Annotated in this window: 16 protein-coding genes and 1 pseudogene; 6 read left to right on the plus strand and 11 right to left on the minus strand. The window is 73.5% G+C overall.

The genetic code is table 11. The annotated features are described in order from the left end of the window. Positions 1 to 48: 48 nt before the first annotated feature. From Aru02nite_RS24170 to Aru02nite_RS24185, 4 genes are all read right to left on the minus strand, one after another. On the minus strand, positions 49 to 1,188 hold the full coding sequence (locus Aru02nite_RS24170; protein ID WP_203661520.1) for a hypothetical protein: 1,140 nt from the start codon (positions 1,186 to 1,188) through the stop codon (positions 49 to 51). A 5-nt stretch (positions 1,189 to 1,193) separates the two neighbouring features. Then, entirely contained in the window at positions 1,194 to 1,691 is a 498-nt protein-coding gene (locus Aru02nite_RS24175) for a SigE family RNA polymerase sigma factor (protein ID WP_203661522.1), read from the minus strand. Between the two features lie 111 nt (positions 1,692 to 1,802). Next, a complete protein-coding gene (gene purD / locus Aru02nite_RS24180) occupies positions 1,803 to 3,041 on the minus strand; it encodes a phosphoribosylamine--glycine ligase (protein WP_203661523.1) in 1,239 nt (412 codons plus the stop codon). 322 nt (positions 3,042 to 3,363) lie between these two features. Further along, positions 3,364 to 4,650, minus strand: coding sequence for an adenylosuccinate synthase (locus tag Aru02nite_RS24185; protein ID WP_203661525.1), 1,287 nt, complete (start codon positions 4,648 to 4,650; stop codon positions 3,364 to 3,366). Between the two features lie 122 nt (positions 4,651 to 4,772). Here Aru02nite_RS24185 and Aru02nite_RS24190 point away from each other — a divergent pair, with 122 nt between their 5' ends. Further along, positions 4,773 to 5,735: a diacylglycerol kinase family protein gene (locus Aru02nite_RS24190; RefSeq protein WP_203661527.1), complete on the plus strand. Its 963-nt coding sequence runs from the start codon at positions 4,773 to 4,775 to the stop codon at positions 5,733 to 5,735. Between the two features lie 168 nt (positions 5,736 to 5,903). Further along, complete coding sequence (locus tag Aru02nite_RS36875) at positions 5,904 to 7,775, plus strand: MinD/ParA family ATP-binding protein (protein ID WP_239076913.1); 1,872 nt, start codon at positions 5,904 to 5,906, stop codon at positions 7,773 to 7,775. Between the two features lie 107 nt (positions 7,776 to 7,882). On the opposite strand, the gene Aru02nite_RS24200 is transcribed toward Aru02nite_RS36875, so the two are convergent. Continuing rightward, a complete protein-coding gene (locus Aru02nite_RS24200) occupies positions 7,883 to 8,275 on the minus strand; it encodes a winged helix-turn-helix transcriptional regulator (protein WP_239076914.1) in 393 nt (130 codons plus the stop codon). 69 nt (positions 8,276 to 8,344) lie between these two features. Here Aru02nite_RS24200 and Aru02nite_RS24205 point away from each other — a divergent pair, with 69 nt between their 5' ends. Together Aru02nite_RS24205 and Aru02nite_RS36880 are read left to right on the plus strand one after the other, a co-directional pair. Next, positions 8,345 to 8,662 carry an antibiotic biosynthesis monooxygenase family protein gene (locus tag Aru02nite_RS24205; RefSeq protein WP_203661529.1) on the plus strand — a complete coding sequence of 106 codons (318 nt, stop codon included), beginning with the start codon at positions 8,345 to 8,347 and terminating at the stop codon, positions 8,660 to 8,662. Positions 8,663 to 8,700: 38 nt separating this feature from the next. Continuing rightward, positions 8,701 to 9,624: pseudogene (locus Aru02nite_RS36880) on the plus strand (low temperature requirement protein A); the annotation flags it as partial. 372 nt (positions 9,625 to 9,996) lie between these two features. Here the strand turns inward: Aru02nite_RS36880 and Aru02nite_RS24210 are convergent. The 3 genes from Aru02nite_RS24210 to fbaA form a co-directional block, all read right to left on the minus strand. Next, positions 9,997 to 10,425 carry a DUF3151 domain-containing protein gene (locus Aru02nite_RS24210; RefSeq protein ID WP_203661669.1) on the minus strand — a complete coding sequence of 143 codons (429 nt, stop codon included), beginning with the start codon at positions 10,423 to 10,425 and terminating at the stop codon, positions 9,997 to 9,999. Between the two features lie 231 nt (positions 10,426 to 10,656). Beyond that, positions 10,657 to 11,766 carry a histidine phosphatase family protein gene (locus tag Aru02nite_RS24215; RefSeq protein WP_203661531.1) on the minus strand — a complete coding sequence of 370 codons (1,110 nt, stop codon included), beginning with the start codon at positions 11,764 to 11,766 and terminating at the stop codon, positions 10,657 to 10,659. 191 nt (positions 11,767 to 11,957) lie between these two features. Beyond that, a complete protein-coding gene (fbaA, locus tag Aru02nite_RS24220) occupies positions 11,958 to 12,986 on the minus strand; it encodes a class II fructose-bisphosphate aldolase (protein ID WP_203661533.1) in 1,029 nt (342 codons plus the stop codon). Between the two features lie 258 nt (positions 12,987 to 13,244). On the opposite strand from fbaA, the gene Aru02nite_RS24225 reads away from it, so the two are divergent. After that, positions 13,245 to 13,460 (plus strand): Rv3202a family protein, encoded by a 216-nt coding sequence (locus Aru02nite_RS24225; protein ID WP_203661535.1) that lies wholly within the window; start codon positions 13,245 to 13,247, stop codon positions 13,458 to 13,460. A 1-nt stretch (position 13,461) separates the two neighbouring features. Here the strand turns inward: Aru02nite_RS24225 and amrB are convergent, their stop codons facing one another. Together amrB and amrS are read right to left on the minus strand one after the other, a co-directional pair. After that, complete coding sequence (gene amrB / locus Aru02nite_RS24230) at positions 13,462 to 14,256, minus strand: AmmeMemoRadiSam system protein B (protein ID WP_203661537.1); 795 nt, start codon at positions 14,254 to 14,256, stop codon at positions 13,462 to 13,464. Beyond that, positions 14,256 to 15,467 (minus strand): AmmeMemoRadiSam system radical SAM enzyme, encoded by a 1,212-nt coding sequence (amrS, locus tag Aru02nite_RS24235; protein WP_203661539.1) that lies wholly within the window; start codon positions 15,465 to 15,467, stop codon positions 14,256 to 14,258. Before amrS ends, amrB begins: the two co-directional genes overlap by 1 nt. Before the next feature lie 133 nt (positions 15,468 to 15,600). On the opposite strand from amrS, the gene Aru02nite_RS24240 reads away from it, so the two are divergent. Further along, positions 15,601 to 16,605: a hypothetical protein gene (locus Aru02nite_RS24240; protein ID WP_203661541.1), complete on the plus strand. Its 1,005-nt coding sequence runs from the start codon at positions 15,601 to 15,603 to the stop codon at positions 16,603 to 16,605. A 74-nt stretch (positions 16,606 to 16,679) separates the two neighbouring features. Here Aru02nite_RS24240 and Aru02nite_RS24245 read toward each other — a convergent pair whose 3' ends face one another. Next, on the minus strand, positions 16,680 to 17,741 hold the full coding sequence (locus Aru02nite_RS24245) for an esterase-like activity of phytase family protein (protein ID WP_203661543.1): 1,062 nt from the start codon (positions 17,739 to 17,741) through the stop codon (positions 16,680 to 16,682). Positions 17,742 to 17,914 lie beyond the last annotated feature (173 nt).

The following is a 17,914-nucleotide window of genomic DNA, read 5'->3' on the forward strand; positions in this document are numbered from 1 at the left end:
CCCGTGGTACGCCGACGTGATGGCCCGACACGGTTCCGTAGCCTGCGGTCACCCGTACGACATGGCCGGGTCGGACGCCGCGGCCGCCAGCTCCGTCCCGCTGTACGGGAACTCGACGCTCGCCGCGACCTCCTCGCCGACCAGCACCCGCGACCCGTCCGCGCGCACGACCGCGGCGGTACGCAGCACCGGATCGCCGTCCCCCGGCCCGAGTCGCTGCTCGTACGTGACCGTCCAGGTGCCGTGCGTACCGGCGACGGGGGTGCAGGCCGCGGCGCCGCACAGCGCCCGCGCCACCGACCTCGACGCTGCGCCCGTGCCCGGCGCGTCGACCCGCACCGTGATCCGCGGCCCGCCGGGCTGCCCCGGGATCGTCCAGTCCGCGTACCAGAAGTCGGCCGGGCCGGTCGTGCGCCGCGGCCCCGTCGCGTCCGCCGACAACCCCACCGGTTCCTGGTACGTGCGCAGGCCGGCACCGCCGGGCAGGCCCCCGCGTACGGCGGCGTCGAGGCGGCGGGCGAAGCCGGCCGGTGCCGCGGCCGGATGGTGGTCGACCCGCATCCCGTCCGGTACCGGCACGGTCAGCGCCGCACTCGTCGCGGCGCGTACCAGCTCGTCCCGGCCGTACCGGAAGGCGGTGCGGGACGGCGGCGCGTCGCCCACGCGTACCTCGAAGGTGTCGGTGCGGCGGTGCGCGGCCCACAGCACGCCGGCGGCGCGGTAGGTGGCCACGCGGGTGCCGTACGGGCCGGCGGTGACCTGGCAGTCGGTGCCGCCGCACGGGCCGGACGCGGCGGTGAACCCGAGGTCCACCCGGATCACCTGGGTACGACCGTCCACTGTGGACACCCAGCTGCCGTGCCACGCGGTACCACCGGGCACCGGCGCCAACGTGCGGAGTACGAGCGTGCCGCGGTGCGGCAGGGCGGCCCGCAGCGCGGCGTCGATCCGCCGGGACGCCGCGGACCCCGCCGTCGCCGGCCGCTCCGGCACGGACCGCGCCGACCACAGCGTCGCCCCGGCCAGTACGGCGAGCACCGCGGCGACCGTACCGGTGAGCGCGGCGGCACGGCCCGCCCGCTGCCGTCGGCGCCCCGCCGCGATCAGCCCCGCCGACGAGACGCGCATCGGCGGCTCGTCCGCCGACACGTACTCGTGCAGCGCGTCGCGCAGGAGTTCGTCGTCCACGGCACTCACCGCACGGACAGCGCGTGGTCGCGGAGCACCGTACGCAGCGCGGCCACACCCCGCGCCGTCTGGCTCTTCACGGTGCCCTCGGCCACCCCGACCAGCTCGGCGACCTCCGCCACCGGCAGATCCTCCAGGTACCGCAGGACGACCATGGCGCGCTGCCGCGGGGACAGCCGGGCCAGCGCGCGGGCCAGGTCGATCCGCTCCTCGCTGCCCGCCGCCGCCGCGGCCCGCTCCGGCACCTCCGACACCACCTGCTCCCGCGACGCGGTACGCCGGCCGGACAGGAAGAGGTTCAGCAACGTGCGCCGGGCGTACGCGTCGATGGTGGGTTGGCGGATCCGGCGCCAGTTCCGGTACAGCCGGACGAACGTCGACTGCACCAGGTCCTCGGCCAGGTGCCAGTCACCGCACAACGCGTACGCGGTGCGGCGCAGCGCCTGCCCGCGCGCCGCGAAGTACTCGGCGAACTCGCGCTCCACGTCCACGGCCGGCGCCACCACCCTCCTCGGCCCGGATCCCCCGACCCGGCCCCCGGTACGCCCGCCGCGCCGCGGCCCGTCGGAACGGACGCGGCGCGGTCGGCGGCACCCGGACGGTATCCGCGCCCGTCAGCCGCGTAAACCCCCGGCGGCGTCCGCGGCGATGTCGGTCCGCCGCTGGCCGCCCGGCATCGTGACCTTCCCGGCCAACTCGTACGCGGCGGCGCGCGCCTCGGCGAGGTCGGCGCCCAGCCCGGTGGTGCACAGCACCCGGCCACCGGCGGACACGAGTACGCCGTCGTCGCGGCGCCGGGTGCCCGCGTGCACCACGCCCGGCCGGTCCGCGCCGGTGATCTCGTCCCCGGTACGCGGCGTGCCCGGGTAGCCGGCGGACGCCAGTACCACGGTCACCGCGGCCGCGTCCCGCCAGCGCAGCGGCGGCTGCGCGACCAGCGTGCCGGTGGCCGCCGCGTACAGCAGCTGGCCGAGCGGCGACTCCAGCAGCGGCAGCACGACCTGCGTCTCCGGGTCACCGAACCGCGCGTTGAACTCGATCACCTTCGGGCCGTCCGCCGTCAGCGCGAGCCCGCAGTACAGCAGGCCGGCGAACGTGGCGCCGCGCGCCCGCAGCTCACCCAGCAGCGGATGCACCACGTCGGCCAGTACGTCGTCGACGAGGGTCGGCGGCGCCCACGGCAGCGGCGCGTACGCCCCCATGCCGCCGGTGTTCGGGCCGGTGTCGCCGTCCCCGATCCGCTTGAAGTCCTGCGCCGGCAGCAGCGGCACCGCGGTCGTCCCGTCCGTCACGACGAACAGCGACACCTCCGGCCCCGCCAGGTACTCCTCGATCACGACCCGTTCGCAGGACGCGGCGTGCGCCAGCGCGGCGTCCCGGTCGTCCGTGACCACGACACCCTTGCCTGCGGCGAGCCCGTCGTCCTTCACCACGTACGGCGCGCCGAACTCGTCCAGCGCCCGCGCCGCCTCCTCCGCCGTGCCGCACGCGTACGCCCGCGCGGTCGGCACCTTCGCCGCCGCCATCACGTCCTTCGCGAACGCCTTCGACCCCTCCAGCCGGGCCGCCGCCGCGGACGGACCGAAACACGCCACCCCGGCCGCACGTACCGCATCGGCCACGCCCGCCACGAGCGGCGCCTCCGGACCGACCACCACCAGGTCCGCGCCCACCTCCGTGGCCAGCGCCGCCACCGCCGCCGGATCCGTCGCCGACACCGGCCGCAGCTCGGCCACCTCGGCCATCCCCGGGTTCCCCGGCGCGCACACCAGGCCCTCGACGGCGGGATCATCGGCCAGGGCCAGCGCCAGCGCGTGCTCGCGCCCACCCGACCCGATCAGGAGTACTCGCACCCCCAGAGGCTAGCCCGGACCCAGCCCGCACCCTCGGCCCAGGGCCGGGTCCGGTTCTTGGGTTGGGTGGTTCTGGTCCCGGGGTTGGGTTTGGTTCGGGGTTGGGTCTGGTTCTGGGGTTGGGTCTGGTCCCGGAGTGGTTTCTGGGTTGGGTCTCGTTCTGGGTTGGGTCTGGTTCTGGTTCCGGTTGAAGCCCGACCCGGGGGGACGGGAGCGAGGCGAGTCCGATTCGTTCGCTCGCAAGCCGAGACGCGGCGCCGTGTGCGTCAGCACACAAGCTGCGGATCGGCGCCGCGAGCGGGCGAATCGGTTCGCCGCAGCGTCACACCAGAGGAAAGCGGAGGATGGTCTGGTCGCGACGGGGGCCGACGCCGATGACGCTGACGCGTACGCCGGAGAGTTCCTCGACGCGTTCGACGTACCGGCGGGCGTTGGCGGGCAGCTCGTCGTACGTGCGGATGTCGGCGAGGTCCTCCCACCAGCCGTCGAGGTACTCGTAGATCGGCTTGGCGTGGTGGAATCCGGTCTGCGTCATGGGCATCTCGTCGCAGCGTTCGCCGTCGACCTCGTACGCGACGCAGAGGGGGACGCGGTCGAGGCCGGACAGGATGTCCAGCTTGGTGAGGACCATGTCGGTGAGTCCGTTGACGCGGGTGGCGTACCGGGCGACGACGGCGTCGAACCAGCCGGTGCGGCGCGGCCGTCCGGTGGTGACGCCGTACTCGGCGCCGACCTTGCGCAGGTGTTCGCCGGCGTCGTCGAACAGTTCGGTGGGGAACGGCCCGGCGCCGACGCGGGTGGCGTACGCCTTGGAGACGCCGACGACGCGGTCGATGCGGGTGGGCGGGATGCCGGCGCCGACGCAGGCACCGCCGGACGTCGGGTTCGACGAGGTGACGAACGGGTACGTGCCGTGGTCCAGGTCGAGCATCGTCGCCTGGGCGCCTTCGAGCAGTACGGTCTTGCCGGCGGTGAGCGCCTGGTCGAGTACGAGCCGGGTGTCGGCGATGTGCGGGCGCAGCCGCTCCGCGTACCCCAGGTACTCCTCGCACACGGCGTCGACGTCGATCGCCTTGCGGTTGTAGACCTTGACGAGGACCTGGTTCTTCTCGCGCAGCGCGCCCTGGAGCTTCTGCAGCAGGATGCCGGGGTCGAGCAGATCCTGCATCCGGATGCCGACCCGCGCGATCTTGTCGCCGTACGCGGGGCCGATGCCGCGGCCGGTCGTCCCGATGCGCTGCACCCCGAGGTACCGCTCGGTGAGTTTGTCGGTGATCCGGTGGTACGGCATGATCAGGTGCGCGTCGGCCGAGATGAGCAGCTTGTCGGTGGAGACGCCGCGGGCGGCGAGCCCGTCCATCTCCTCCAGCAGCACCTTCGGGTCGACGACCACGCCGTTGCCGATGATCGTCACGACGCCCGGCGTGATCACCCCCGACGGCAGCAGGTGCAGCGCGAACTTCTCGCCCTCGGGCGTGACGATCGTGTGGCCGGCGTTGTTGCCGCCCTGGTACCGGACGACGTAGTCGATCCGGTCACCGAGCTCGTCGGTCGCCCGACCCTTGCCCTCGTCGCCCCACTGCCCGCCGACGACCACGATCGCTGGCATGTTGCCTCCTCGCCCGTACACCCGGGTTCCGCCGCGCAGCCTATGCGTTCTACCTGGGCAGACGGACGCCACCCGCCGGACCGGGGTACCCACCCTCTAAGGTTTCGTTGGGAGGGTGCACGGTGGCTGTTGAGGTGACGCTGCTCAGCCTGGGTCAGGGCGCGGGTTGCGACGACGGGTGCGACGGCGGCTGCGGCGGCCAGGCCGACCCCACCGGTGGCGTGCGCGTACCGGTGCTCGCCTGCCGGGACGCGCTGCGGGCGGGCGGCGCCGAGGTCCGCATCGTGGAGGCGAACTCCGACCGCGAGATCGACGAGGTACTCGACGCCACGGTGCTCCGCGGCGCCCCGGTCACCGCCGGCGCGCCCGCGCCCGGCGGCGACGCGCCCGGCCGGCTGGTCGTGGTCGGCAACGGTGACGGCGAACCCCGCGCGGTCGTACGGCGGCTGCTGCGCCGGGTCGCGCCGCCGCCGAGCCGGCGCCCCGCCGACCTGCCGCCCGGGCGTACGGTGCCGGACCTGCCGCCGATCGGCCTGCTGCCGCTCGACCCGACCACCGACGGCCTGATCCGCCGGCTCGGGCTGCCCGGCGACCCCGCCGAGATCGCCGCCGCGGTGCTCGCCGACCGCGCCACCCGCTTCGACCTGCTGCGTACGGACAGCGGGTCGGTGACGTTGCACGGTTCGCTGCTCGGCGGCGCCGACGAGAACGGCCGTCCCGTACCGTGGCGCGGTGTCGTCAACGTCGACGACGCGGTGCTGTCCGACGGTTCCGACCCGCTGCTGGCCTGCGCGGTCGTCAACGCCGCCGGCCCCGGGTACGCGGAGCTGGACGGGTTGCCGCTGGTCACCGACCCCGACCCGGCCGACGGTGAGCTGGACGTCGCCGTCGCCGTCCTCGGGTACGCGGGGCGCCGCTGGCTCGGCAACCGCCGCACCCGCATCGAGGTACGCCGGGCGCGTGGCCGGGCCGTGGCGGTGACGCCGAGTGCCGACGTGCCGTACACGGACGACGGGGTGACGGGCTCGCTCACCCGCAAGCGCACCTGGTGGATGGAGCCTTCCGCCTGGGCCGCGTACCGCTGAGGTCGGACGGGCGGCGCCGCGCGACCGGATGAGGCATGCTGAACGGCTCGCCGCGCCGCCACCTCCGGCGTTCGGCACCGAACGGCCGGATGGTCGACAATGTGCGGTAGGGCACCCACGGGTCGCGACCACCGGTCGGACCCCACGCAGGTAGTACAGGGGGAACGGGTGGAGGATTCCCGCACCAACCCACAGCCGACCGAGCCGTCGGGCGAGGACGGTGCCGCGGCGCGGCAGGACGCACCGGGCGCGTGGCCTCCGTTGCCGGACGCGGCCGGCGACGGGCCGAGCGCGCCCTGGCCGCCGCGCGAGGACGTCGACGACGCGCCGCCGGCCGGGGCGTGGCCGCCCCCGCAGACGCCACCGGAACAGCCGCCCGGGCAGCCGGTGTCCGGGCAGCCGGCGCAGGAGCCGAACCCGTGGTCGCCGTTCGCGTCGGGCGGGCCGACGGACGCGCCGCCGACCGACTGGCCGGCGTTCGCGGCGGGCCAACCCAACGGCCAGCCGAACGGCAACGGCCACACCGGGGCAGGCAACGGGCACGCGGGCAACGGGCACATCACGAACGCGGCGTGGCAGAGCGCGCCTCCGCCGGCCGCCGAGCCGCCCGCCGGCGGCGCCGAGGCGGGCTGGCCGCAGATCCCGGAGCCGCCGGAGATCGACCCGTTCGGCCCGGCCACGCCGGCCGGGCAGCAGGCCGCCGCGTGGCCGCAGTTCGCGCCGGACACGCACCACCCCGACGAGCCGTACGACTTCCGTGCCGACGCCGGCGCGCAACCCACCGAGTTCCAGCAGCCGACCGGCGAGCACCCGACCGTGCAGCCACCGGTACAGCAGCCGACCGCTGGGTACCCGACGGCGCAGCCGCCGCAGCCCGAGCCGTACCCGCAGCCGCCGCAGCCCGAGCCGTACCCGCAGCCGCCGCAGGCGGAGCCGTACCTGCCGCAGGAGCCGTACCCGCCGCAGGCGGCGCCGCAGGGCGGGCCGTACCCGCAGCAGCAGGCGCCGCAGCCACAGCAGTACCCGCAGCAGGGGCAGTTTCAGGCGCCGCCGGAGCAGCCGTACCGGGGGCAGCAGCAGGCGCACGACCCGCTGCCGGGCGGCGACCACGCGCCGACCGCGGACGACTTCGCGCAGCGGCGGGCGGCGCGGCCGGCCGACCCGATCGCCAACCAGGGCGTGCGGCGGGCCATGCGGATCGGTACGTTCGGGCTGGTCAAGCTCGGTCCGGGGCGCAAGGAGCAGGACGCCCGGCACGCCGTGGAGATGGTGCGGCGCAACTTCGGCGGGCTGCGCCAGATCACGGTGATCAACCCGAAGGGCGGCGCGGGCAAGACGGTCGCGGTGCTGATGCTGGCGATGACGTTCGGCCAGAAGCGCGGCGGGTACGTGCTGGCCTGGGACAACAACGAGACCCAGGGCACGCTCGGGATGCGCGCCGCGCAGGACTTCCACAACCGTACGGTGCGGGACCTGTTGCGCGACCTCGCCCACTTCCGCGGCCCGACCGGCCGCGTCGGCGACCTCTCGCAGTACGTGCGGGCGCAGGGCGAGGCGATGTTCGACGTACTCGCCTCGGACGAGTCGGCCACCGCCGGCGAGATGCTCACGTCGCAGGCGTTCCGGGAGATCCGGGACGTGGTCAGCCGGTTCTACAAGCTGATCGTGGTCGACACCGGGAACAACGTGCGCGCCGCGAACTGGCAGTCCGCGATCGACGCCACCGACCAGCTCGTGGTCTGCATGTCGGCGCGCAACGACTCGGCCGAGACGGCCGCGCGCGCCCTCGACCACCTGGAGCAGACCGGCCGGCACGACCTCGTACGGCGGGCGGTCACGGTGGTGTCCATGCCCGCGCACCGCAAGGACCTGGACCTGCCGGCGGTACAGCGGCACTTCTCGGCGCGCACCCGCGCGGTGCTGCTCGCGCCGTACGAGAAGCTGCTGGACTCGGGCGAGCCCATAAGGTACGCGGGGCTCACGCAGTCGAGCCGGGACGCCTGGCTGAAGATCGCCGCCGCCGTCGCCGAGGGCCTCTAGGGCGTGCCCTCATAGGTGGGCCCGGCGCAGCCGGCCAGCAACCTGCGCAGACACACCCTGGGGTACGCCCCGGCGCGGTCGACGCCGTGCCGGGGTGTGCGCGACGGTCAGGAGACGGGGTCGACCGGCAGGGCGTACCGGTCGGCGCGGGCGGCGCCCCAGTCGTACAGGGCCTGGAGGACGGGTTTGAGACCCCGTCCCTCGTCCGTCAGGTCGTACGACACGCCGAGCCACGGGCGCGCGTCGTCCGCCGCCGCGCCGCCGTGCGGGGTCCGTTCGACCAGGCCGGCGCGTTCGAGCTCGCGGAGCCGCTGGGTGAGCATCTTCTCGGTGATGTCCGGCATCCGGCGCCGCAGCTCGCCGTACCGGTGGACGCCCTCCTTGAGGTGCGCCAGGATCACGACCGTCCACCGCCCTCCGAGTACGTCCATGGCGACCTCGGTCGGGCAGTGCCACCGCTTGCCGACGCCCGGTCCGGGTTCCGCCGGGTGGTTCGTCATGGTCACCTCCGACCACGCACCGGAAAGTGCGTTCTTGTGGCCCGTTCCGGCCGGTGCTTGGCTGAGTTCATGATCATCGAGTACATCCGCTACCGGATCCCGGCGGACCGGGCCGAACAGTTCGAGTCCGCGTACCAGCGTGCCGCGGTGCCGCTGGCCGCCGCACCCCAGTGCGTCGACTTCGAGCTGACCCGGTGCGACGAGGAACCGGAGTGCTACACGCTGCGCATCACGTGGACGTCCGCCGAGGACCACCTCAAGGGATTCCGCGGCAGCGACGCGTTCCGGGACTTCTTCGCCGAGGTCCAGCCGTACTTCCCGAACATCGAGGAGATGCGGCACTACCGGCACACCGGCGTCGCCGGTACCGGCCGGGGCGCGAACTGACCGGCGGCGCGTGGCGGCGGCGCGTCGCCGGCGTACCGGTGCGGCCGCTGGAACTGTTCGTCGACCTGGTGTTCGTCTTCGCCGTCACGCAGCTCTCGCACGGGATCCTCGCGCACCCGACGCCCGCCGGGGCGGCCGGCACGCTGCTGCTCCTGCTCGCCGTCTGGTGGGCGTGGATGTACACCGCGTGGACGACGAACTGGTTCGAACCCGACCACCCCGCCGTACGGCTGCTGCTGCTCGGCGGGATGCTCGCCGGCCTCGTCATGGCCGCCGCCATCCCCGACGCGTACGGGCCGCGCGCCGCCTGGTTCGCCGGCGCGTACGTGACGCTCCAGGTGGGTCGCGCGCTGTTCGTCGCGGTCGCCGCGCGGCGGGCGCCGCTCGGCCCGACGTTCCGGCGGATCCTGTGCTGGCAGGCGCTGTCCGGCGCGCTGTGGCTCGCCGGCGGGCTCGCCGCGCCGCTCCGGGTACCGTTCTGGCTGCTCGCCGTGGCCTGCGAGTACACGGCACCGTGGCACGGGTACGCGACGCCGCTGCTCGGCCGGTCCCGTACCGCGGACTGGTCGGTCGACGGCGGGCACCTCGCCGAACGCTGCCAGCTCTTCCTGATCATCGCCCTCGGCGAATCGGTACTCCTCGCCGGCGCATCATTCGCCGCGCACCGGCCCACCGCGTACGGGACCGGCGCGCTCGGCACCGTGTTCGCCGGGATCGCCGCACTCTGGTGGATCTACTTCGGCCGCCCCACCGGCACCGCCGCGGAGCCCGACGACCCGGGACGCCTCGCCCGCTCCGCCTACACGTACCTGCACCTGCCGATGGTCGCCGGGGTCATCCTCTGCGCCGTCGCGGGCGAACTCGTCATCGCGCACCCCACCGGCCACCCCGCCGTCGCCACCGCACTCGCCACCCTCGGCGGCCCCGCACTCTTCGTCGCCGGCCACGCCCTCTTCGCCCGTACGGTCACCGGCTGGCTGCCCCCGTGGCCACCCCGCAGCCCTCGCCGCCCTCGTACTCCTCGCCCCGGCGGCCGCCGTCCTCCCGCCGCTGGCCCTCGGCGCCACCGCCACCGCCGTCCTGGTTGCCCTCGCCACCGCGGCCAGCCGCCGACCCGGGAACACCGCCGGCACCCGTACCGGAGCGAAACGACGGTCACCACGGACGGCGCGGAGCACGAGCGGTTGACCTTCGTACCAGGGAGAAGGTTCGTACCAGGGAGAAGGTTCCGCGAGGCTCAGGGCGACGGTGACAAGGCGGAGGGTCGCGCCGTGTGCGGTGTTGGCACACAAGCGGCCCGACAACGCCGCCACCGTCGTCCTGAGTCCGCGGAACTAGCCGTCGAGGGCGTCGGCGGCGGAAGGGTCGCAGTCGCGGAGGAACGTGGCGCAGCGCGCGGCCTCGTCGGACTCGCCGATCTCGCTGGCGGCCTGGCCGAGGGCGTGCAGGGAGCGCAGGAAGCCGCGGTTGGGCAGGTGCGACCACGGTACGGGCCCGTGGCCCTTCCAGCCGGCGCGGCGGAGCTGGTCGAGGCCGCGGTGGTAGCCGGTCCGGGCGTACGCGTAGGCCGCGACCGGGTCGCCGGCGGTCAGGGCGCGGGTGGCGAGTTCGGCCCAGGCCGCCGAGTACGACGGGAAGTCGGCGGCGACGGCGGACACGTCACCGTCGGGCAGCGCGGCGTCGAGCGCCTTGTCCGCCTCGGGCTCCTCGGGGAGGAGCGTGGCCGGCGGCTCGCCGAGCAGGTTGTGGTGCGACACGGTCATCCCGCCATTCTGGATCGTCTTGGCGTCGGAGAGTCAAACGCTACCTGTCCATCGGGTCCGGGCCGCGCGGGCGCCCTCGGCCGTGCGGCCGAAAAAGTTCTGTGGGGCCGTGTAACGCGGGCGGCCCCCCTGACGACATAGGAGATGTCCGGAGCCTCCCCAGGACCCGGGACAGCGAAGGCCCGTTGCCCAGCGCGACGGGCCTTCGCCATGTCCGGGGTACGGGCGAGGTCAGGCGATGCGTACGCGGCGGCGTGACTCGCCCGCGGGCGGACCGGTACCGGAGAGGGCGTTGTGGCCGCTCTCGTTGGCGAGCCGCAGCCGCGGGTCGCCGAAGCCGAACTCCAGCGCATCGATCACCCAGCGCCCGTCCTCGTCGCCGTCCTCGACGACGTCGAGGAGCCGCAGCGGGCGGTCGACCAGGGCGGCGAGCGGCGGGACGGGGTCGCTGCGCCAGCACAGCCGGAGGCTCTCGTCACCGGCGTCGACCGGTTCGCTGGGGTCGAGGTCGTCCCAGCTGAGCGAGCATTCACCGGAACGGCGGTGGCACACGGTCAGCCGGGTGCCGGCGAAGTCGAACACCACCGGCCCCTCGCTGTACCACTCGTCGAGGTCGCGGTCCCACAGCAGCCAGGTGTGCCGGAGCTGGCGGCCGATCAGGTCGGACAGCCGGCTGCCGTGCACGTCGAGCACCTCGCGCGCGGAGTACAGCCAGCGCGGCCGGTAGCCGCCGACCTGGTGGGTGAACGCGCCGATGGGCGCCTCGGCCGCGTGCAGGTGCCCGTCGTCGGCGAGCTGCCCGAGCGCCAACCCGCTGTCGGTACGGCTGAGTGTCGTCAACGCGCACGGCGGTACGCCGCGGTTGAGCAGCTCGGGCCGTTCGGCGAGCGACCCGTCGCCGAAGAGGGTGCGAAGCGCGTCGACGGTGACGCCGCCGTGCGAGACGACGATGGTGGTACCGCGGCCGTCGGCGTGCTCGTCGAGGAACGCGGCGAACCGTTCCCCGGCGTCCCGGGACGAGTCACCGAGCGGCGGCCGGAAGTCGCGGTCCGCGGTGGACCGGTTCCAGTCCGCCCGGAACTCGTCGAGTGGTTGGGCGCCGTCCCAGATGATGCGCTCGCGCAGGCGCGGGTCGGTCTGCACCGGGAGACCGAGGACGGCGGCGATGATCTCGGCGGTCTCCCGCGCGCGGCGCTGCGGGCTGGACCAGACCTCGGTCACCCCTCTGCCCCGAAGGCACGAGCCGGTCCACAACGCCTGGGCGCGGCCCGTGACGGTCAGCCCGGGATCGCCTCCCCTGCGCTGTTTCTCGGCGTGCTGCACGAGGTAGAAGGTGCTCATCCCCCCAGAAAGCCAGTTCCAGTCGGCATCTTGCGACCCCGTTCCGTATCACGAAAGATCGACGGCGGCCGATGATCAACAGTACGAAGCGACAACGGTACCGATCGGCGCCCGGCTCGGACTGTAGACCGGGCCGGGCGCCGTTCGTACCACACTTTCTGTCGTGTTGGCGAGTCGGTGTGTGACGCTCGTTACGACTTCGCCGACGAGGTACCGGTGGAGCGCAGCGCCTCGCACGCCTCGGCGATGCGCTCGGCCATCCCCTGCTCCGCCGACTTCCCCCAGGTACGCGGGTCGTACTTCTTCTTGTCGCCGACCTCGCCGTCGATCTTCAGTACGCCGTCGTAGTTGCGGAACATGTGGTCCACGACCGGCCGGGTGAACGCGTACTGCGTGTCGGTGTCGATGTTCATCTTGACGACGCCGTTGTCCACCGCGGTACGGATCTCCTCCAGCGTCGAGCCGGACCCGCCGTGGAACACCAGGTCGAACGGGCGGGCCTTGCCCACCTTCGCGCCGACCTCGTCCTGGATCTGCTTCAGGATCTCCGGACGCAGCTTCACGTTGCCCGGCTTGTACACGCCGTGCACGTTGCCGAACGTCAACGCCGTCAGGTACCGGCCGTTCTCCCCGGTACCGAGGGCCTCGACGGTCTTCAGGCCGTCCTCCGGCGTGGTGTACAGCTTGTCGTTGATCTCGCCGACGACGCCGTCCTCCTCGCCGCCGACCACGCCGATCTCGACCTCCAGTACGATCCGCGCGGCCTTGGCGAGCGCCAGCAGCTCCTGCGCGATCCGGAGGTTCTCGTCCAGCGGCACGGCCGAACCGTCCCACATGTGCGACTGGAACAGCGGCTCCTCGCCGCGCGCCACCCGCTCGGCCGAGATCGCCAGCAGCGGCCGTACGAAGCTGTCCAGCTTGTCCTTCGGGCAGTGGTCGGTGTGCAGGGCGATGTTGACCGGGTAGTTCTTCGCCACCTCGTGCGCGTACGCCGCGAGGGCCGCCGCGCCGGTCACCTTGTCCTTGATCGTCGACCCGGACAGGTACTCGGCGCCGCCGGTCGACACCTGCACGATGCCGTCGCTGCCGGCGTCGGCGAAGCCCCGCAGCGCGGCGTTCAGGGTCTGCGACGAGGTGACGTTGATCGCCGGGTACGCGAAGGCGCCGGCCTTCGCGCGGTCCAGCATGTCCGCGTACACCTCGGGCGTCGCAATGGGCATGTGCGCTCCTCCGCTGTGCTGTCTGGTACTCGTCCAGTCTTGTCGGCGCGGCGTCCCCACGGGGCCGACACCGCTGAAGGTGGGACCTCGATGTCCCGGCACGCGGGCGCTCGGCCCGCCGCATGTGCCCGAGTATCCCGCAGAAACCAGACGCCCGGTACGAGAGGCCACCCGTGCCCGCCGTTACCCGTGCGTACCGCCGCTCGTGCCGGTTACGGTGGTTCACGCGGTACTCGTACTCGATGCGCGGGAGGTGCCATGACCGAGTCGGAGACGGAGTTCGTGGACGAACGCGACGCCGCGCCGGGCGTTGGCGATCCGGAGGCGCCGGAGGCCGACGCGGCCGAGCAGTCCGTGCCGGTCGAGTCCGAGGAGGAGCGGACGGCGCCGACCACCCGCGTCGGCACCGAGGCCGACGAGTACGACGCGGTCGAGCAGTCGCGGATCGTCGGGTACGAGGACGAGTACCGCTGAGTCAGCGGACGGCGAGGGCGGCGTAGCCGACGACGCGTTCCGGCGGGCCGAGGGTGTCCGCCGAGGTGGCGTACCCGAGGAGGGTCGGGGTCCAGTCGCGGCGGGCGGCGAGGGCGGTCAGGCCGCGCAGCGCGAACACCCCGCAGGCGTCACGTACGCCGATGCGGTCGGGCGCGCGCTCGGTGACGGCGCGGACGGTCGCGGCGTCCTGGTCGCGGGCGACGGCGTCCGGCTGGTAGTGGGACAGGTCGGTGGAGCAGATCAGCACCGTGCCGTCGCCGGACGCGGCGGCGAGCAGGTCGGCCACCTCGTCCGCGGCGGCCGGCCCGGTCACGACCGGTACGAACGGGGTGCCGGGACGCAGCGCCCGCTGCAGGAACGGGACCTGTACCTCCAGGGAGTGTTCCGGGGCGTGCGGCGCGTCGTCGGGCTGCGCGTGCCCGCCGTCGACCAGGGTGTCGCGGAGGGCCGGGTCGAGCGGGACCGTACCGAGCGGGGTGCGCCATTCGTCCACTGTGGACACCGCGCAGCCGCGCAGCCGTACGTGGTGGGCGGGGCCGACGAGCAGCACCCGCGAGATCTCGTCCGCGTGCGCGCGCAGCCGTGCGTACACGAGGGCGGCGGTGGGGCCGGAGAAGCGGTAGCCGGCGTGCGGCACCACGTACGCCGGGGCGAGCGGCTCGCCGTCCGGTACGTCCACTGTGGACATCAGGCGGTCGACCAGCTCGCGCAGCCCGTCCGAGCGGCCCGGGTAGAACCGCCCGGCCACCGCCGACGGCCGTACCTCCGGCCCCATCAGCGGCCGCTTTCCGTTGCGGCGGCGGCATTCCCGGTGTCCGTACGCGCCGGAGCGGTGCGCCGGTCGTGCGGGCCGGCGGGCGCGCCGTGCTCGACCAGCCGTACCGGGCGGCGACGGGAACCCCAGCTGCCGGGCGGCCCGTCGTACACGCCGTCCACGCTCGCTCCACAGTGGACACAGTGCCCGTCGTCGCTCAACCCGTACTCACCCAGCACGTACCAGTCGCGCTCGACGACCGGCTCGCCGCAGGACGGGCAGCGGGTCGTCTGGCCGTCGGCGTCGTGCACGTTGCCCGTGTAGACGTACTTCAGGCCGTGGTCGAGCGCGATCCGGCGGGCCCGGCGCAACGTCTCCGGCGGCGTCCGCGGCACGTCCGTCATCTTGAAGTCCGGGTGGAAGGCGGTGAAGTGCAAGGGAACCCGGTCACCGAGATGCTCCGCGTACCACGCGCACTGCTCGGCGATCTCCGCGTCGGAGTCGTTGTGGCCCGGGATGAGCAGCGTGGTCACCTCCAGCCACACGTCCGTCGACGCCAGGTACTCCAGCGTCTCCAGCACCGCACCCAGCCGGCCGAACGCCACCTTCCGGTAGAACTCGTCGGTGAATGCCTTGAGGTCGATGTTCGCCGCGTCCATGTGCGCGTACAGGTCGGCGCGGGCCGGCTCGTTCACGTACCCGGCGCTCACCGCGACCGCCCGGATCCCCCGCTCCCGGCACGCGTCCGCGACGTCCATCGCGTACTCCAGGAAGATCGTGGGGTCGTTGTACGTGAAGGCGATCGAACGGCAACCGAGCTGCTCGGCGGCGCGGGCCAACGTCTCCGGACCGGCGGCCGACGTCAGCGTGTCGATCTCGCGCGACTTGGAGATGTCCCAGTTCTGGCAGAACCGGCAGGCGAGGTTGCAGCCGGCCGTACCGAAGGAGAGCACCGGGCTGCCCGGCAGGAAGTGGTTGAGCGGCTTCTTCTCGATCGGGTCGACGCAGAACCCCGACGACCGCCCGTACGACGCGAGGACGATGCGGTCGTCGACCCGGCCGCGGACGAAGCACAGGCCACGCTGCCCCTCGCGCAGCCGGCACGCGCGCGGACACACGTCGCACTGGATCCGACCGTCCGGCAACTCGTGCCAGTACTCCGTGGACACCGTGTACGGATCGGCGAGGCTGAGCCGGTCCGGCTGCCCGATGTCGACCTCGGTGCTGCCCATCGACGCCACCTCCGGCCACCCACGCTAGTCGCGGCACGCCCGCCGGACCACCGCGGGCGTGGGACATTTGTCCCGCCCGGTGGTGGATGCTCGACTCTGGTGGCCGACGTACCGCGCGGGCGACGCTGTCGACATGTCCCACGAACCCGCGCAACCCGGTCTGCTGCGGCGCCTCGCGCCCGCCCTCAGCCTGTTCCTGCTCGCCCCGTTCGTCGGGGAGTACCTGCTCGGCAACGTCTCGGTACGGATGCTGTTCCTGCTCCCGATGCTGGCCCTGATGTACGGCGCCGGCGCCCTGTTCATCCGCGAGCTGACCCGGCGTACCGGGCGCGGCTGGCCGACGATCCTGGCACTCGGCCTCGCGTACGCGGTGGCGGAGGAGGGGCTCGCCGACATGAGCCTGTTCGACCCGAACTTCGTCGGGCTGCACCTGCTGAACGCCGGCCGGCTGTTCGGCATCGGCTGGACCTGGTGGATCTACGTGCTCACGCTGCACGTGGTGTGGAGCATCGGCGCGTCGATCGGCCTCACCGAGGCCCTGTTCGCCCGGCGCGGCACCGGGCCGTGGCTCGGCAAGGTCGGCCTGGTCGTCTCCGGGCTGGTGTTCGTGCTCGGCGTGACGCTCACCCAGCTCAGCTTCCACGCCAAGTACCAGCTGGTGGGGTGGCAGGTGGCGCTGTCGCTGGGGCTGATCGCGGTGAGCACGGCGGTCGCGTTCCTGCTGCCGCGGCCCCGCCCCACCGGTGCTCCCGGGCGCGCCGGCTCGGTGCCGCGGCCGTGGCTCGTCACCGCCGGTACGGTCGTCGCCGCCGGACTGTTCCACGTCGCCGAGTGGCTGCTGCCGGGCGGCTGGCCGATCCCCGTCGACCTCGCCCTGTACGCCGCGGTCGGCGCCGCCGTCACCCTGCTCGCCCGGCGTACCGGCTGGACGCTGCGGCACCGGTACGCGCTGGTCGCCGGCGCCGTCCTCACGTACTGCGGAGTGGGGTTCGTGCTGGTGCCCAAGCACCCCGTCGACATCGCCGGACAGGTGGTGTTCGCGCTGATCGGCGCCGGGCTCGCGGTCCTCGCCGCCCGCAAGGTCCACACCGCCACCACCCCCGCGTACGACGAGCGCGCGGCGGTGCCGGTGCGGTGAGCCGGGGGTGCGCCGCGCAGGGGCGCGCGCACGAACGGGGCGGGGGACACGGTCCCCCGCCCCGCGGTACGTCGTCAGACCCGGACCGCCAGCGAGTACAGGCGGGTGATCTGGGTTGCGCTCTGGTTGTCGTCCGACACCATCAGCAGCTCGCGGCGGCCACCGGGCAGATGCCGGCCCGTGAAGACCATGCCCTCGATGTTGTCCAGCAACGGATTCGGCTGCGGCTGCTTCGCCGTCGCGCCACCGCTCGGGCACTGGCCGATGTCCGCCAGCAGCGTCCGGTGCACCTGGCGCACCGGCGTGTCCCGCAGGCTCGCCACGTCCGACACGTCCTGCGCACCCGCCAGATCCGCCACGTACAGCCGGATCGTGTTGCCGTAACCCTTCTTCCAGCCACGCTCCAGTACCAGGAGCTTCGTCGGGGAAATCGCCTGCACGTCCGAGATCGCCAGCCCCGCGTCCACCGTGAACGCGTACTGCTGCGCCACCGCGAACTCACCGTTGCCCCGCCGGTCCCAACGGATGAAACGGTTGAGCCCGTTGCCGTTCGCGTCCAGGCCGTCGCCCGACAACGGCAACTCCATCGTCGCCACCAGCGAACGGTCACCTGGCAGCAGCGTCAACCCCTCGAAACTGCCGTTCGGGTCCGCCTCACCGGTCGGCTCCACCCGGAACCGGTCCGGCACCGGCAGACTCGACAACACATGCCCCGCCCGGTCGTACCGGCGGACCGACGGCTCCACCTCCGACGTGATCAGCCGCGACCCGTCCCGATCGACCGCAATCGCCTCCGCGTCGATCGGCTCCCCCTTCTCATCCCGGATCGGCTGGTACGCAACCGGCTTCGTCACCAGCGACCGCGACGGACGCGTCAACGACCACAACACCGACGTGTCGCTCACCGCCAACAGCCGCGACCCGTCGTACTGGAGCGCCGACAACTCACCGACCGGCTCACCATCCAGCGACGTCTTGTCCAACTCGTCCGAGAACCCACGCAACGAGACGTACGGGGAACAGGCGCCGAGATCGCCCGTGGTCGAACCGCCGGCCGACGCCGGACCGGCCGTGGCGATGCCGCCGAGCACCCCGAGAGCGGTCACCGAGGCGGCGAGTACAGCACGAATACGCATGGACCGCATGATGCCCGCCGGACCGGAACAGGGCTCCCGCGGCGGGATGAACGATCAGCGGCGTTATCGGTCCGTCATCTTTCGGGGTTGGGGCGCGTGGTGTGGCGGGGCGCGGGCGGGGCGCGGTGGGCGGGGCGAGCGCGCGGCGCGGGGTGCCGGCGGGGCGCGGTGGC

This window comes from Actinocatenispora rupis (assembly GCF_016861975.1).
GTDB lineage: Bacteria > Actinomycetota > Actinomycetes > Mycobacteriales > Micromonosporaceae > Actinocatenispora > Actinocatenispora rupis.

Coding starts and splice junctions, on each gene's coding strand:
- amrS (WP_203661539.1), bottom strand. CDS start 15,467: ATGGGCAGCACCGAGGTCGACATCGGGCAGCCGGACCGGCTCAGCCTC.
- Aru02nite_RS24210 (WP_203661669.1), bottom strand. CDS start 10,425: ATGACCGTGTCGCACCACAACCTGCTCGGCGAGCCGCCGGCCACGCTC.
- Aru02nite_RS24200 (WP_239076914.1), bottom strand. CDS start 8,275: ATGACGAACCACCCGGCGGAACCCGGACCGGGCGTCGGCAAGCGGTGG.
- amrB (WP_203661537.1), bottom strand. CDS start 14,256: ATGGGGCCGGAGGTACGGCCGTCGGCGGTGGCCGGGCGGTTCTACCCG.
- Aru02nite_RS24240 (WP_203661541.1), top strand. CDS start 15,601: ATGTCCCACGAACCCGCGCAACCCGGTCTGCTGCGGCGCCTCGCGCCC.
- Aru02nite_RS24225 (WP_203661535.1), top strand. CDS start 13,245: ATGACCGAGTCGGAGACGGAGTTCGTGGACGAACGCGACGCCGCGCCG.
- fbaA (WP_203661533.1), bottom strand. CDS start 12,986: ATGCCCATTGCGACGCCCGAGGTGTACGCGGACATGCTGGACCGCGCG.
- Aru02nite_RS24245 (WP_203661543.1), bottom strand. CDS start 17,741: ATGCGTATTCGTGCTGTACTCGCCGCCTCGGTGACCGCTCTCGGGGTG.
- Aru02nite_RS24215 (WP_203661531.1), bottom strand. CDS start 11,766: ATGAGCACCTTCTACCTCGTGCAGCACGCCGAGAAACAGCGCAGGGGA.
- Aru02nite_RS24205 (WP_203661529.1), top strand. CDS start 8,345: ATGATCATCGAGTACATCCGCTACCGGATCCCGGCGGACCGGGCCGAA.
- Aru02nite_RS24185 (WP_203661525.1), bottom strand. CDS start 4,650: ATGCCAGCGATCGTGGTCGTCGGCGGGCAGTGGGGCGACGAGGGCAAG.